The sequence below is a fragment of the Nocardioides sp. 503 genome, from assembly GCF_004522095.1.
Taxonomy (GTDB): Bacteria; Actinomycetota; Actinomycetes; order Propionibacteriales; family Nocardioidaceae; genus Nocardioides.
In genome coordinates this window covers 170,760-183,717 of sequence record NZ_SPUI01000003.1, presented here as the reverse complement: position 1 = coordinate 183,717, position 12,958 = coordinate 170,760, and the positions used below count along the sequence as shown (strand labels likewise).

Annotated in this window: 14 protein-coding genes; 7 read left to right on the top strand and 7 right to left on the bottom strand. The window is 72.8% G+C overall.

What is annotated here, in order from left to right; genetic code table 11:
• Window positions 1-13: 13 nt before the first annotated feature.
• Together E4622_RS08200 and E4622_RS08195 are read right to left on the bottom strand one after the other, a co-directional pair.
• Window positions 14-859, bottom strand: coding sequence for an SDR family NAD(P)-dependent oxidoreductase (locus tag E4622_RS08200; RefSeq protein WP_134739735.1), 846 nt, complete (start codon window positions 857-859; stop codon window positions 14-16).
• Window positions 856-2,238: a class II fumarate hydratase gene (locus tag E4622_RS08195; protein WP_134739734.1), complete on the bottom strand. Its 1,383-nt coding sequence runs from the start codon at window positions 2,236-2,238 to the stop codon at window positions 856-858. The genes E4622_RS08200 and E4622_RS08195 overlap by 4 nt, the downstream gene beginning before the upstream one ends.
• A gap of 52 nt (window positions 2,239-2,290) precedes the next feature.
• On the opposite strand from E4622_RS08195, the gene E4622_RS08190 reads away from it, so the two are divergent.
• Together E4622_RS08190 and E4622_RS08185 are read left to right on the top strand one after the other, a co-directional pair.
• On the top strand, window positions 2,291-2,671 hold the full coding sequence (locus E4622_RS08190) for a metalloregulator ArsR/SmtB family transcription factor (RefSeq protein ID WP_134739733.1): 381 nt from the start codon (window positions 2,291-2,293) through the stop codon (window positions 2,669-2,671).
• Window positions 2,668-3,183, top strand: coding sequence for an SRPBCC family protein (locus E4622_RS08185; protein ID WP_134739732.1), 516 nt, complete (start codon window positions 2,668-2,670; stop codon window positions 3,181-3,183). Before E4622_RS08190 ends, E4622_RS08185 begins: the two co-directional genes overlap by 4 nt.
• Here E4622_RS08185 and E4622_RS08180 read toward each other — a convergent pair.
• Both E4622_RS08180 and E4622_RS08175 read right to left on the bottom strand, forming a co-directional pair.
• The gene (locus E4622_RS08180; RefSeq protein ID WP_134739731.1) at window positions 3,162-3,854 is read right to left on the bottom strand and encodes a hypothetical protein; all 693 of its coding nucleotides are present in this window, start codon (window positions 3,852-3,854) and stop codon (window positions 3,162-3,164) included. The genes E4622_RS08185 and E4622_RS08180 overlap by 22 nt on opposite strands.
• 47 nt (window positions 3,855-3,901) lie before the next feature.
• Window positions 3,902-4,210 carry a zf-TFIIB domain-containing protein gene (locus E4622_RS08175; RefSeq protein WP_134739730.1) on the bottom strand — a complete coding sequence of 103 codons (309 nt, stop codon included), beginning with the start codon at window positions 4,208-4,210 and terminating at the stop codon, window positions 3,902-3,904.
• Window positions 4,211-4,424: 214 nt separating this feature from the next.
• Here E4622_RS08175 and E4622_RS08170 point away from each other — a divergent pair, with 214 nt between their 5' ends.
• Window positions 4,425-4,664, top strand: coding sequence for a hypothetical protein (locus E4622_RS08170; RefSeq protein WP_134739729.1), 240 nt, complete (start codon window positions 4,425-4,427; stop codon window positions 4,662-4,664).
• Window positions 4,665-4,691: 27 nt separating this feature from the next.
• Here E4622_RS08170 and E4622_RS08165 read toward each other — a convergent pair whose 3' ends face one another.
• Entirely contained in the window at window positions 4,692-5,066 is a 375-nt protein-coding gene (locus E4622_RS08165; RefSeq protein WP_134739727.1) for a helix-turn-helix domain-containing protein, read from the bottom strand.
• A gap of 104 nt (window positions 5,067-5,170) precedes the next feature.
• On the opposite strand from E4622_RS08165, the gene E4622_RS08160 reads away from it, so the two are divergent.
• On the top strand, window positions 5,171-6,025 hold the full coding sequence (locus E4622_RS08160) for an SDR family oxidoreductase (protein ID WP_134739725.1): 855 nt from the start codon (window positions 5,171-5,173) through the stop codon (window positions 6,023-6,025).
• A gap of 27 nt (window positions 6,026-6,052) precedes the next feature.
• Here E4622_RS08160 and E4622_RS08155 read toward each other — a convergent pair whose 3' ends face one another.
• Window positions 6,053-7,741 carry a fumarate hydratase gene (locus E4622_RS08155; RefSeq protein WP_134739724.1) on the bottom strand — a complete coding sequence of 563 codons (1,689 nt, stop codon included), beginning with the start codon at window positions 7,739-7,741 and terminating at the stop codon, window positions 6,053-6,055.
• A 111-nt stretch (window positions 7,742-7,852) separates the two neighbouring features.
• Between E4622_RS08155 and E4622_RS08150 the strand changes: the two genes are divergently transcribed.
• Window positions 7,853-9,589 (top strand): sulfatase-like hydrolase/transferase, encoded by a 1,737-nt coding sequence (locus E4622_RS08150; protein WP_134739722.1) that lies wholly within the window; start codon window positions 7,853-7,855, stop codon window positions 9,587-9,589.
• 8 nt (window positions 9,590-9,597) lie between these two features.
• On the opposite strand, the gene E4622_RS08145 is transcribed toward E4622_RS08150, so the two are convergent.
• A complete protein-coding gene (locus E4622_RS08145) occupies window positions 9,598-10,776 on the bottom strand; it encodes a hypothetical protein (RefSeq protein WP_134739720.1) in 1,179 nt (392 codons plus the stop codon).
• Between the two features lie 143 nt (window positions 10,777-10,919).
• Here E4622_RS08145 and E4622_RS08140 point away from each other — a divergent pair, with 143 nt between their 5' ends.
• Both E4622_RS08140 and E4622_RS08135 read left to right on the top strand, forming a co-directional pair.
• Entirely contained in the window at window positions 10,920-12,041 is a 1,122-nt protein-coding gene (locus tag E4622_RS08140) for an ABC transporter substrate-binding protein (protein WP_245155945.1), read from the top strand.
• A gap of 2 nt (window positions 12,042-12,043) precedes the next feature.
• A complete protein-coding gene (locus tag E4622_RS08135) occupies window positions 12,044-12,952 on the top strand; it encodes an ABC transporter permease subunit (protein ID WP_245155944.1) in 909 nt (302 codons plus the stop codon).
• Window positions 12,953-12,958 lie beyond the last annotated feature (6 nt).

Sequence of the window (12,958 nt, the reverse complement as noted above, 5' to 3'; positions counted from 1 at the left end):
GCGGGTCGCCGCGTCAGGGCGTCAGCCCCACCAGCCGCCGGCTCTCGTCCCACAGCCGCGCGGCGACCGCGTCGTTGAGGGCCAGGGTCGACGGCTCGGTCAGCCGGTCCTCGTCGTAGTAGCCCCCGGTGAGGCCCTCGACCTCCTCGCCGACCGCGAGGCGCGCCAGGTGGGCGCCGCCCTCCTCGGGCGAGATCATCGCGAACCGCTTGCCCAGCGCCAGCACCGGCTGCGCCCACCACGGGGCACCGCTCCAGATGGACGTGGCGACCGCGCCGGGGTGCAGGCAGTTGGCCGTGACGCCGGTCCCGTCGAGCTGCTGGGCGAGCGACCGGGTGTGGAGCACGTTGGCGAGCTTGGAGCGGCCGTAGGCCCGCATGATCCCGTAGCCGCGCTCGAAGCCGAGGTCGGTGAAGTCCAGCGTGGCGCCGTAGTGGCCACGCGAGCTGGTCACGACGATGCGCGCGGGCGCGCTGGCGACGAGGCGCTCGCGGAGCAGCTCGGTCAGCAGGAACCCGCCGAGGTGGTTGACCGCGAACGTCCCCTCGATGCCGTCGTCGGTCAGCGTGCGGCGCTCGAAGACCGTGCCGGCGTTGTTGACCAGGACGTCGATCCGCTCGCAGGTCGCGAGCAGGTGGGCGGCCAGCGCCCGGACGGAGGCCTGGGACGCGAAGTCGGCCAGGGCCGGCTCCACCGTGGCGTCGGGGGAGGAGGCGCGCACCGACTCGACGGCGGCCCGGGTCTTGGCCGGGTTGCGGCCGACCATCACGACGCGGTGCCCCTGCCCCGCCAGCCGGCGGGAGCACTCCAGGCCGATGCCGTCGCTGGCGCCCGTGACGACGACCGTCCTGGCGTTCACGGGTGGGTCATGCTCTCCAGGTCGAGGGCCTCGTCGAGCTGGGCCTCGGTGAGGTCGCCGCGCTCGACGAAGCCCATCGCCAGCACGGTCTCGCGGATCGTGGCGCCCTCGGCGAGCGCCTTCTTGGCGATCTTGGCGGCGTTCTCGTAGCCGACGTACTTGTTCAGCGGGGTGACCACCGACGGCGACGAGGCGGCGTAGCGGCGCATCCGCTCGGCGTCGGCGGTGATCCCGTCGACGCAGCGCTGAGCCAGCAGCGTCATGGAGGTGGAGAGGATCCGCACCGACTCGAGCAGGTTGCGGGCCATGACCGGCATCGCGACGTTGAGCTCGAAGCTGCCGCTCGCGCCGGCGACCGTGACGGCGGTGTCGTTGCCGATCACCTGGGCGCAGACCATCAGCGTCGCCTCGGGCAGCACCGGGTTGACCTTGCCGGGCATGATGCTCGAGCCCGGCTGCAGGTCGGGCAGGTGGATCTCGGCGAGCCCGGTGGTGGGACCCGAGGACATCCAGCGCAGGTCGTTGCAGATCTTGGTGAGGCCGACCGCGAGCGTGCGCAGCACGCCGCTGAGCTCGACGAGGGAGTCGCGGGTGCCCTGGGCCTCGAAGTGGTTGCGGGCCTCGGTGAACGTGTCGCCGGTCAGCTCGTTGAGTGCGCCGATCGCGGCCTGGGCGAAGCCCGGCGGGGTGTTGATGCCGGTGCCGACCGCGGTGCCGCCCAGGGGCAGCTCGCGCACGCGCGGCAGCACCGACCCGAGGCGCTCGGCGGCGTAGCGGACCGTGGCGGCGTAGCCGCCGAGCTCCTGCCCGAGCATCACGGGCGTCGCGTCCATCAGGTGCGTGCGGCCCGACTTCACCAGCCCGGAGAACTCCTCGGCCTTGGCCTCCAGGCTCGAGCCGAGCACGTCGATGGCCGGCAGCAGGTCGCCGACCACGGCGCGGGTGACGGCCACGTGGATGGCGGTGGGGAACGTGTCGTTGCTCGACTGGCTGGCGTTGACGTGGTCGTTGGGGTGCAGCTCGACGCCCGCGCGCGTGGCCAGCGAGGCGATGACCTCGTTGGTGTTCATGTTGGAGCTGGTGCCGGACCCGGTCTGGAACACGTCGATCGGGAAGTGCTCGTCGTGGTCGCCGGCCGCCACCTCGGCGGCGGCGTCGGCGATCGCGGAGGCCTGCTCCTGCGGCAGGATCTCCAGCTCGCGGTTGGCCCGGGCGGCGGCGCCCTTGACCAGGGCCAACGCCTCGATCATCCGCCGCTCCAGCGGGGTGCCGCTGATCGGGAAGTTCTCGACCGCGCGCTGGGTCTGGGCACGCCACAGGGCGTCGCGGGGGACGAGGACCTCGCCCATGGAGTCGTGTTCGGTGCGGTACTCGCTCATGGACCCCACGCTAGCCCTTGACCGTCGCGTAACTGATCGGTTACCAATAGTCATGGACGTCTTCGCCGCGCTCGCCGATCCCGTACGTCGCGAGCTGCTGCGCGCGCTCGCGGCCGGCCCGGCCCGTGTCGTCGACCTGGCCTCAGCCCACCCCATCAGCAGGCCGGCGGTCAGCCGCCACCTCCTCGTGCTCGCCGAGGCGGGGCTCGTCGCCGCCGAGGACCGCGGTCGCGAGCGGCACTACCGGCTCCGGGCGCAGGCCCTGGCGCCCGTGAGCCGGCTGGTGTCCGAGCTGGTACCCGCGCCACCCGTCGCCGACGCCGTGCTCGACGGCCTGGACCTCGAGGTCCGGCGCACCGGCCGGGAGCGCCGCTCCGCGGCCGCCGGCTCCACCCGCAGCCCCGCCCGCACCCCCACCGAGGAGACCGCATGACCAGCACCCCCGCCCCGCCCGCCGGACGCCGCGAGGTCCGGGACGGCACGTCGTACGTCGCCTTCACCCGCACCTTCCGTGCTCCCGTGACGGACGTCTGGGCGGCGGTCACCGAGCCGGAGCGGCTGGCGCGCTGGATCGGCACGTGGACCGGAGACCCCGCGTCGGGCGAGGTCGCGTTCCGCATGACGGCCGAGGGGGAGGACGTGGCCGAGGAGACCTACCGCATCGACGCGTGCGAGCCGCCGCGGCGCCTGGTTGTGCGCACGTCGGTCGGCGACGACGGCGGGGAGTGGCAGCTCGAGCTCGACCTGGCGGAGAGCGAGGGCGTCACCACGCTGACCTTCGCGCAGGTGATGGCCGACCCCGACGTCGCGGAGAGCGTCGGCCCCGGCTGGGACTACTACCTCGACCGGCTGGTCGTCGCCGAGGCCGGGCGCGACGTCGCCGAGGTCGTGTGGGACGACTACTACCCGGCGCGGTCGGGCTTCTACCGCGCGGCGTTCTCCTGACCGACGCGCGCGACGTAGACCCAGTAGTGCTCGTCGCGCCCCTGCAGCCGCACCTCGAGGGGGAGCGCCTCGGCGTTGCCGAACACCGCGGCCAGGGCGTCGGCCAGCTCGGGCGACTCGGCCGCCGACCAGATCGCCAGCGCGCCGTCGGGCCGCAGGGTCCGGTGCGCGGCGCGCAGCAGCGGCTCCTCGTAGAGCCGGGCGTTGCCCTCGTGGACGAGGTAGCCCGGCCCGTTGTCGACGTCCATCAGCACCAGGTCGTACGTCGCCGGCTGGGCCTCGGCCAGCGCGACCGCGATGTCGGCGACGACGATCCGCACACGCTCGTCGGCCAGCAGCGCGGGGCCGTGCGGGACGGTGCCGTCGCGCATCCAGCCGACCAGCGCCTCCTCGATCTCGACCACCGCGCAGGTCTCCACGCGCGAGTCGGCCAGCACCTCGTGCATGGTGAAGCCGAGGCCGAGCCCGGCGACCACGACCGCGCGCGGCGGGTCGACCAGGGCCAGCGCGGCCGTCGCCAGCGCGCGCTCGGTGCTCACCTCGAGGGTGTCCATGACGAAGGCGCCGTTGGCCCGGAGCTCCAGGGCCGGCGTCCCGCCCTCGGGGCGGCGCTCGCGCAGCACCAGCTCGCCGCGCTCGGACTCGGCGCGCGCGAGCTCGACGTACTCCATGACCTCATCCTGCCAACGGGCCGAGGGGGCGTCGGCGCGGGGGAGGCTCAGTCGAAGATCTCGCTGAGCCAGCTCTCCTTGCGCTTCTTCTTGTAGCCCTGCTGGGGGTGGCCCTGCTGGTACCCCTGGCCGCCCCGCGGCTCCTCGTAGCGCTCGTAGCCGCGCTCGCGCTCGCGCTGTGGCGGCTGAGGGGCCGGCGCGGGCGCGGGCGGCGCCTGCTGGACGAGCGAGCGCTCGATGATCTTGTCGAGCTCGCCACGGTCCAGCCAGACGCCGCGGCAGCTGGGGCAGTAGTCGATCTCGATGCCGCCTCGTTCGCTCATCGTGAGCGTGGTTCCGTCGGTGGGGCACTGCATGGGGTCGCTCCTCTGGAGTGGGACTTCTCCTCCGCCAACGGACGGAGGAGGATCGAGGTTCCCCCTCCCCCCGGACTCACGAGCGCCATGCGTGCGGCGAGGTCGACGACGTGGAGGGGCACGGGATCCGACGCGCAGGTCGAGCAGGTGGACGCCGTGCTGGACGCCGTGGCCGGCGCGGGACTGATCCGGTCCGGGCGGGGTACCGGCAGGCATGGCCAACGACGCGCACGACCAGGACCCGCAGGCGCACGACACCGCAGGCGGGGAGGAGGGTCAGGTCTCCAAGGTCGCCTCGATGGACCCGGCCGTGGCCGACGTCCCGATCTCCGACGACCAGGCGGTCGCCGGCAACCCCGACGACGAGAGCGGGGAGGCCCAGGAGGGCACCGCCGGTCCCAACGCCGCGCCGCGCCACGACCCGCCCGAGCCGGGCAACGCGTCCTCCCACTGAGCCTTCTGAGGGACGACGCTCAGGCGATCACTGCTGCTGCGCCTCGGTGAGGATCGTGTCGGCGTTGCCGGCCACCCAGAGCAGCAGCGGCGACATCGCGGCCATCAGCTCGCGGCCGCGGTCGGTGAGGGCGTAGTCGACGTGCGGGGGGATGACCGGGTGCGCCTCGCGCACCACGATCCCGTCGCGCTCGAGGGTCTTGAGCGTGGAGGCGAGCATCTTCTCGCTGATCCCGTCGACGGTGCGGCGCAGCGCGCTCCAGCGCAGCGTGCCGTCGGCGAGCGCCGCGAGCACGAGCACGCCCCACTTGCTGGTGACGTGGTCGAGGACGGTGCGCGTGGGGCAGCCGTCGGTGAACATCGCGCTGTCGTCGCCGCGCAGGGAGCCAAGACTTACCGTCATGTGGGTACCTTACCCAAAGGTGGGTACTGTCGATCGGGAAGCATCCCGGTGGAGGCGTGGTTCGGCCAGGTGACATGCCTACCGACCACTCACGAAGGACTCCCATGACCACCCTCGTCACCGCCGCCTCCGGCCACCTCGGCCGCCTCGTCCTCGACTCGCTGCTGGAGCGCGGCGTCGCACCCGGCTCGATCCGCGCCGGCGCCCGCCGGCCCGAGACGCTCGCGGCGTACGCCGAACGCGGCGTCGCCGTCGTACCGCTCGACTACAACGACCCGGCCTCCGTCACTGCCGCCGTCGACGGCGCCGACAAGGTGCTGCTCATCTCCGGCTCCGAGGTCGGCCAGCGCGTGCCGCAGCACGCCGCCGTCATCGACGCCGCGTCCGCCGCCGGCGTGCAGCAGCTCGTCTACACCAGCGCCCCGCGCGCCACCGACACCCCGCTGGTCCTGGCACCGGAGCACAAGGCGACCGAGGAGCACCTCGTCGCCTCGGGCGTGCCCGCCACGGTCCTGCGCAACAACTGGTACTCCGAGAACTACGTGCAGGACCTCCAGGTCGCCCGCGAGCACGGCGTCCTCCCGACCAGCACCGGTGACGGACGCGTGCCCAGCGCGGCCCGCGCCGACTTCGCCGAGGCCGCGGCCGTCGTCCTGACCACCGACGGCCACGTCGGCCAGGTCTACGAGCTCGCCGGCGACGTCTCCTGGGACTTCGCGACCCTCGCGAGCACGATGTCGGAGGTGCTCGGCCGCGACGTGCAGCTGCAGCAGCTCAGCCCCGAGGAGCGCGCCGCCCAGCTCGAGCAGGTCGGCCTCGACGCCGGCACCGTCGGCTTCGTGACGGCCCTCGAGGGCAACATCCGCGACGGCGTCCTCGACCACACCGACGGCACGCTCTCGCGCCTCATCGGCCACCCCACCACGCCGCTCGTCGACTCCCTGCGCGCCCTGGCGTAGCCCCCGCCGACCACCGGGTCGTGGGCGCTACTGGGCGGAGCGGACCCGGATGCCGGAGATGGGGACGGTCACCGTGCCGGAGGGGTCGGTGAAGAAGTCGTTGCCCTGGTCGTCGACGACGATGAAGGCCGGGAAGTCCTCGACCTCGATCCGCCACACCGCCTCCATGCCGAGCTCCTCGTACTCGAGGACCGACACCGAGCGGATGCAGTCCTGGGCCAGGCGGGCGGCGGGGCCGCCGATCGACCCGAGGTAGAAGCCACCGTGGGCGTGGCAGGCATCGGTGACCTGCTTCGAGCGGTTGCCCTTGGCCAGCATCACCATCGAGCCGCCGGCCGCCTGGAACTGCTCGACGTAGGAGTCCATGCGGCCGGCGGTGGTGGGTCCGAAGGAGCCCGAGGCCATGCCGTCGGGGGTCTTGGCCGGGCCGGCGTAGTAGACGGGGTGGTCGCGCAGGTACTGCGGCATCTCCTCGCCGGCGTCGAGACGCTCCTTGATCTTGGCGTGCGCGATGTCGCGCGCCACCACCAGCGGCCCCGTCAGCGAGAGCCGGGTCTTCACCGGGTGGCGGCGCAGCTCGGCCAGGATGTCGGCCATCGGCCGGTTCAGGTCGATCGGCACCACCGCGCCGCCGGAGACGTCCTCGGCCACGCCGGCGTCCGGCATGTACTGCGCCGGGTCCATCTCGAGCTGCTCCAGGAAGACGCCGTCGGGCGTGATCTTGCCCAGCGCCTGCCGGTCCGCGGAGCAGGACACCGCGATCGCCACCGGGCACGACGCGCCGTGGCGCGGCAGCCGCACCACCCGGACGTCGTGGCAGAAGTACTTGCCGCCGAACTGCGCCCCGATGCCGAAGGACTGGGTCAGCTTGAAGACCTCCTCCTCCAGCTCCAGGTCGCGGAAGCCGTGGGCGCTCATCGAGCCCTCGGTCGGCAGGTTGTCGAGGTAGTGCGCCGAGGCGTACTTGGCGGTCTTGAGCGCGAACTCCGCCGACGTGCCGCCGATGACCACCGCCAGGTGGTACGGCGGACAGGCCGCGGTGCCCAGCGAGCGGATCTTCTCGTCGAGGAACTCCAGCATCCGCGTGGGGTTCAGGACGGCCTTGGTCTCCTGGAAGAGGAACGACTTGTTGGCCGACCCGCCGCCCTTGGCCATGAAGAGGAACTTGTACTCGGGGCGGCCTGAGGTCTGGGGCGTGGAGTAGAGCTCGATCTGGGCCGGCAGGTTGGTGCCGGTGTTCCTCTCCTCCCAGGTCGTCAGCGGGGCCAGCTGGGAGTAGCGCAGGTTGAGCCGCGTGTAGGCGTCGTAGACCCCGCGGCTGATGGCCTCCCCGTCGTCGGCGCCGGTCAGGACGCCCTCGGACTTCTTGCCCATGACGATCGCGGTGCCCGTGTCCTGGCACATCGGGAGCACGCCGCCGGCGGAGATGTTGACGTTCTTGAGCAGGTCGAGCGCCACGAAGCGGTCGTTGCCCGAGGCCTCGGGGTCGTCGATGATCCGCCGCAGCTGCGCGAGGTGGGCGGGGCGCAGGTAGTGGGAGATGTCGTGCATCGCCTCGGAGGTGAGCCGCTCGATCGCCTCGGGGTCCACCTGCAGGAAGGTGTGGCCCTGCGCGGTGAACGTGGACACGCCGTCGGTCGTCAGCAGCCGGTACGGCGTGTCGTCGCGGCCGGTCGGCAGCAGGTCGGAGTAGCGGAACTCGGGGCCGGTGGTCACGGGCGAAGGCTATCGCCGCGCCTGCGCCGTCCGGCGCCGGTCCTCGGGCAACCTAAGAGCCGGTTGGTGCGTCTATCCACCGTGACAGGACGACGAGGCGAGGGATCGGCGATGCTCAGGCGGGTGGCAGGGGCCGTGGCGCTGCTCGCGCTGGCGGTGACGAGCATGCTCGCCGTCGGCGAGGTGACCGACCGCGACGCCCGCGCCGCGCGTCCTGCCGACGCCGCACCCCGTGACAGTCCCTCGCCCACCGCCCCGCCCGCGCCGGCGAGCCCGTCGGTCGTGCCGGTCGCACCGCCGGGCCGGCCCGACATCGTCCTGATCCTCATGGACGACTTCTCCCTCGAGCTGCTCGACACCATGCCCGAGGCCCAGCGGATGGTCGCGGAGGGCGCGACCTACGACAACGCGTTCGTCGTCGACTCGCTGTGCTGCCCCTCGCGGGCCTCGATCATGACGGGTCAGATGCCGCACCAGACCGGGGTCCTGACCAACACCCCCAACGACGGGGCCCACCCGATCGGCGGCTACGAGGCGTTCGCGGCCCACGGCAACGGCAGGCGCCAGTTCAGCGTCACGCTCCAGGACTCGGGCTACCACACCGGCTTCGTGGGCAAGTTCCTCAACCGCTACGACGGTGGGGTGGTCGACGGCGCGCTCCGCCCGCCGCCGAGGGTGCCGGGGTGGACCGACTGGGAGGCGCTGCTCGGCTCGGCCTACAGCGGCTGGGGCTTCCAGAGCACGTTCCTCGACGAGGACGGGAGGGTGCAGCTGCGCGAGCACCCCAAGCCGCCGCGCTCGTCCTCGGTGGCGCGGCTCGACCGCGCCTACGCCGGCCACGTCACCGCCCGCAGGGCGGTGAAGTTCCTCGAGGAGCAGCGCGCCGGCGTCGCGCCGTACTTCCTGGAGGTCGCGAGCTACGCGCCGCACGGCCAGATCGAGAAGGCCTACCCCGACAGCCCGCAGTTCCCCTCGGCCTTCCGCGACCGCGCGCCCGCGGGCGACCCGACGGGCGGCAACTGCGGCACCCGCCCCTGCGGTGACCTCACGCTCGGCGACCTGGTCGGCTACGACGACCCGCGCGCGGACAACGCCCCGACCTACCTGCTCCCCGGCGGCAGGACCGCGCCGGCGCCGCCGTGGCGCACCAACGAGCTCACGCTGAGCGACAAGGAGGCGCTGACCTACTACCGCGACCGGGCGCGCATGGTGCAGTCGGTGGACCGCATGATCAAGCAGGTCCGCGAGGCCGCCGGACCCGACGCCTACGTCTTCCTCACCTCCGACAACGGCTTCCACCTCGGCCAGCACCAGCTCAACGGCGGCAAGGGCGCGCCCTACGACTCCGACAGCCGGGTCCCGCTCGTGGTCGTCGGCCCGGGCGTCGTGCCGGGCACGCGCCACCAGTTCGTCAACAACATCGACCTGGCGCCGACGTTCGAGGAGCTGGCCGGGGTGCGCACCCCGCGCTACCGCTCGGGCCGGTCCTTCGCCGACTCCCTCGGCGACCCCGACGCCCCGGGCGCGCACTACGCGTTCTTCGAGCACACCTACGCGATGGTCCAGCCCGGCGAGGTCGACGCCGACCGCGGCTCGGGCGGGACCATCGACCTCATCCCCTCCTACCTCGCCGTCCGCGGGGAGGAGGGGCTGCTGGTGCGCCTCGACCTCGACCCCTCGTGGACCGGGACCGACTACGCCTACGAGCTCTACCGCTACGACCGCCCCTGGGAGGACACCAACGTCTTCGCCGAGGACCACGACGAGCCCTACGCGCGCGACCTCATGCGGCGCCTGCGCCGGCTCGAGGACTGCGCTCCGGCGCGCTGCCGCGCGGCGGTGCGGTAGGCCGGTCGCTACTCCGGCCAGGCGGCGCGCCAGACGCGGCCGGCCTCGCCGTCGTCGCCGACGAGCAGGACCGTCTCGTCGGTCGCCGTCACCGAGAGCACGTGCTCGCCGGCCGCGGTCGGGCTGACCGGGATCTCGACCTGCTGCCAGTCCTCGCCGCGCAGCCGCCCCCACAGCGCGTACGCCGTGCCGTCGCTCACCGCCGCGAGCGCGCGGTCGCCATCGGTGGTGAGGCTCGCGGCGCCCGTGAACGCCTGGCCGTCGGGGTCGAGGCGTCCGAACGACTCGGCCGCCGTCCAGGTGGCGCCCTCGCGCCGCCACGTGCCGAAGCGGCCGTCGCGCAGCCCCACGGCCAGCAGCCCGTCGTCGGTGCGGGCCACGCGCTCGAGGTCGGTGAAGCCGTCGGAGGTCGGGACCTCCTGGCGCTCCCACGTGCGCCCGTCGCGCGAGACCCACGCCATCGGGATCCGGTTGACGCGCCCCTCGACCTGGCCGCTGCCGACCACGGTCCAGGCGGTCCCGTCGTGGACCTCGGCGATCGCGAGGGTGTCGAGCGCCTCGTCGCGGATGAGCGCAGGGTCGTCGTCGACGAGCTCGAAAGTGCGCTCGTCCGTCGACACCCACACCGCGGCGCCGGCTGTGCGGTTGCCCGCGATGAGCCAGGACCCCGGGCCGGCCGCGACGCGCTCGACGCTGACGGCCTGGTCGCCGCCGTAGAGGGAGAACGGCGCGACGACGTCGGTGAAGACCCCGTCGGGGCGCTGGAACCACGTCGTCACCCGCGGGTTGCCGTGGGCGCCGCCGGACTTGGCGCCGACCATCACGACGCGGTCGCCGCGGCAGGCGACCGACGACATGACCGCCCGCTCGGCCCAGTAGCCGCGCGCCTCGAACCGCAGCGACGTCCAGGTGCGGCCGTCGTCGTCGCTGCGCCAGCCCGCCGGGATGCTGCCGTCGCCCACGAACACGCCGCCGACGAGCCACCAGGTGCCGTCGCACTCGACGGACTCGCGGACCGCGATGCGGCCGGCCGGCCCGTCGGGCAGCGGCAGGGCGACCTGCTCCCAGGCGGCGGCAGCCTGCGGGGGTGCCGACGGGGGACCCGGCTCGTCCTCCGACCCGGTGCACGCGGCCAGCGCGAGGCAGACCGGCAGGCAGGCCAGCAGGGTGGTCACGGGTCGGCGCACGTCGCCAGGCTAGTGGTGCCCCGTGCGCGCCCAACGTTCATCGCGGGGTCCCTTCGCGGTCGCGAGGAGGTACGGTCCACGTAGACCCACCTGGGAGGGTGAGGTCGACGCGCGACCTCACGCGCACGGATCAAGGAGAACTGTTGAAGCCCAAGACCTCGCTGGTGTGCCTGGTGGCGCTCCTCTCGACCTCCGCCCTGGCCGCCTGTGCCCCGCCGGAGGACGACTCGAAGGACTCCGGAGCCTCGGCCGACGCCGCCACGGCGACCTCGCTCGACGACTTCGGGTCGATGGACGACCTCGTCGCCGCTGCGGAGGACGAGGGCGAGCTCAACGTCATCGCCCTGCCGCCCGACTGGGCCAACTACGGCGAGATCATCACGGCGTTCCAGGACAAGTACGACATCAAGATCAACTCCGCGCAGCCCGACGCGGCCAGCCAGGACGAGATCAACGCCGCCGAGCAGCTCAAGGGCACCGACCGCGCCCCCGACGTGTTCGACCTCGGCCAGTCCGTCGCGCTCGCCAACACCGACCTGTTCGCGCCGTACCAGGTGGAGACGTTCGACGACATCCCGGCGGAGTTCAAGGACGCCGACGGCACGTGGGTCAACGACTACGGCGGCTACATGTCCGTCGGCTACGACTCCACCAAGGTCCCCGACGTGACCTCGCTGGAGGACCTGCTCGGCCCCGACTTCAAGGGCAAGGTCGCCCTCAACGGCGACCCGACCGCCGCCGGCGCGGCCTTCAGCGGCGTCGTCATGGCCTCGGTCGCCAACGGCGGCTCGGCCGACGACATCAAGCCCGGCGTCGACTACTTCAAGGACCTCAAGGACGCCGGCAACTTCCTGCCTGTCGACCCGACGTCGGCCACGATCGAGTCCGGCCAGACGCCCGTCGTCGTGGACTGGGACTACCTCAACGCCGCCGAGAGCTCCAAGGTCGACGGCTGGAAGGTGTTCGTGCCGGAGGAGGCGCCCATCGCGGGCTACTACTTCCAGGCCATCAACGCCGACGCGCCGCACCCGGCCGCGGCGCGGCTGTGGCAGGAGTTCCTCTACAGCGACGAGGGCCAGAACCTCTGGCTCAAGGGCGGCGCCCGTCCCGTGCGGGCCGACGCCATGGTCGAGGCCGGCTCGATCGACCAGGAGCTCTACGAGGCCCTGCCCGAGGTGACCGGCACCCCGGTCATCCCGACCAACGAGCAGACCGAGTCGATGGCGGCCTACCTCGCCGACAACTGGGCCAAGGCCGTCGGCTGAGCGTGTCGGAGACCGCACCGCTCGCCGGGCCCGCCCCGGCCGCCGCGGCGCCACGACGGACGGGCCGGTCCTTCGGGATCGGCCCGTCCGTCGGGCTGCTGCCCTTCCTCGCCTTCGTCGGCATCTTCCTCGTCGTGCCCACGGTCACCGTGTGCATCGGCGCGTTCCAGGCCGACGAGGGCGGGTTCTCGCTCGAGAAGATCCGGCTCCTCGGCGAGGAGACTCCTCTCAAGGCGCTGCGCCAGAGCCTGGTGCTCTCGCTCAGCTCGGCCGTCGTGGGCGCCGTGCTCGGCGCGCTGCTGGCCTACCTCGTCGTCACCGCACCGCCCACCAGCATCGTGCGTCGTACCGTCACCGCGGTGTGCGGCGTGCTCGCGCAGTTCGGCGGCGTGACCCTGGCGTTCGCCTGGATGGCCACCCTCGGCTTCGGCGGGCTGCTCACGAACCTGCTCGCCGACTCCGTGGGCGCCGACCCCAACGGCTCCTCCTGGCTCTACGAGATGCCGGGCCTGGTGCTGGTCTACACCTACTTCCAGATCCCGCTCATGGTCATCGTGTTCCTCCCGGCCCTGGAGGGGCTGCGCCCGCAGTGGCGCGAGGCGGCCGTCAACCTCGGCGCGACGACCTGGCAGTACTGGACGCAGGTGGCGTTCCCCCTGCTGCGTCCGGCCTTCCTGGGCTCGGCGCTGCTGCTCTTCGCCAACGCGTTCGCGGCCTACGCCACCGCCGCCGCCCTGGTCAGCCAGGGCGCCCCGATCACGCCGCTGCTCATCCGCAACTCGCTCACGAGCGAGATCGTGCTGGGCCAGGCCAACTTCGCCTACGCGCTCGCGCTGGAGATGATCGTGGTCGTCGCCCTGGTGATGGGGCTCTACGCCTGGCTCCTCAAGCGCACGTCGCGGTGGCTGTGATGGGGG

Coding starts and splice junctions, on each gene's coding strand:
- E4622_RS08160 (WP_134739725.1), top strand. CDS start 5,171: ATGACCACCCTCGTCACCGCCGCCTCCGGCCACCTCGGCCGCCTCGTC.
- E4622_RS08170 (WP_134739729.1), top strand. CDS start 4,425: ATGGCCAACGACGCGCACGACCAGGACCCGCAGGCGCACGACACCGCA.
- E4622_RS08150 (WP_134739722.1), top strand. CDS start 7,853: ATGCTCAGGCGGGTGGCAGGGGCCGTGGCGCTGCTCGCGCTGGCGGTG.
- E4622_RS08185 (WP_134739732.1), top strand. CDS start 2,668: ATGACCAGCACCCCCGCCCCGCCCGCCGGACGCCGCGAGGTCCGGGAC.
- E4622_RS08180 (WP_134739731.1), bottom strand. CDS start 3,854: ATGGAGTACGTCGAGCTCGCGCGCGCCGAGTCCGAGCGCGGCGAGCTG.
- E4622_RS08165 (WP_134739727.1), bottom strand. CDS start 5,066: ATGACGGTAAGTCTTGGCTCCCTGCGCGGCGACGACAGCGCGATGTTC.
- E4622_RS08195 (WP_134739734.1), bottom strand. CDS start 2,238: ATGAGCGAGTACCGCACCGAACACGACTCCATGGGCGAGGTCCTCGTC.
- E4622_RS08190 (WP_134739733.1), top strand. CDS start 2,291: ATGGACGTCTTCGCCGCGCTCGCCGATCCCGTACGTCGCGAGCTGCTG.
- E4622_RS08175 (WP_134739730.1), bottom strand. CDS start 4,210: ATGCAGTGCCCCACCGACGGAACCACGCTCACGATGAGCGAACGAGGC.